The organism is Methylobacterium sp. D48H, from assembly GCF_053345715.1.
Window position 1 is genome coordinate 1 of record NZ_JBKFAP010000091.1, and the last position, 497, is coordinate 497.

At 58.8% G+C, this 497-nt stretch carries 1 tRNA gene; it reads left to right on the forward strand.

What is annotated here, in order from left to right:
- Positions 1 to 48 precede the first annotated feature (48 nt).
- Positions 49 to 124 (forward strand) — tRNA-Ala (locus ACLBX8_RS31615).
- The last annotated feature ends 373 nt before the right edge of the window (positions 125 to 497 follow it).

Here is a 497-nt window from a genome sequence, read left to right on the forward strand (position 1 = left end):
TCCCAGGCCCACCATGGACGGGAGGCTCTGCCTGCGGCTTGACCCTTTGGGGCCATAGCTCAGCTGGGAGAGCGCGTGCTTTGCAAGCATGAGGTCGTCGGTTCGATCCCGTCTGGCTCCACCACTTCTTTGGGACTTGAGGCTGCTCCTGCAGCTTCGCTCAATGAGACGGTGTCGAGCCCGCTATCTGGAACATGCGTTTGCCGCAGCAATGATCAGCGAGGACCGTCAGGTTCGGTTGGACGTGCTGTTTGGCGAAGACATCAGTGACATCGTGAAGAGGGAATGTGGCCGTTGGGGCAGAGAGATCTGCCAACCCCGGCGGTCATGTTCGGCAAGCATACGGTGATCGGATCGGAAACGGTCTGATCACTGGTCTTTTTGTGACCGTGTCGCGCTGATCAGCCAGCCTTACGGCTGTCGGATCAGCGACGGACATCGATCACGAGAGCGATCAAGTGCCTTAAGAGCATTCGGTGGATGCCTTGGCGCTGAGA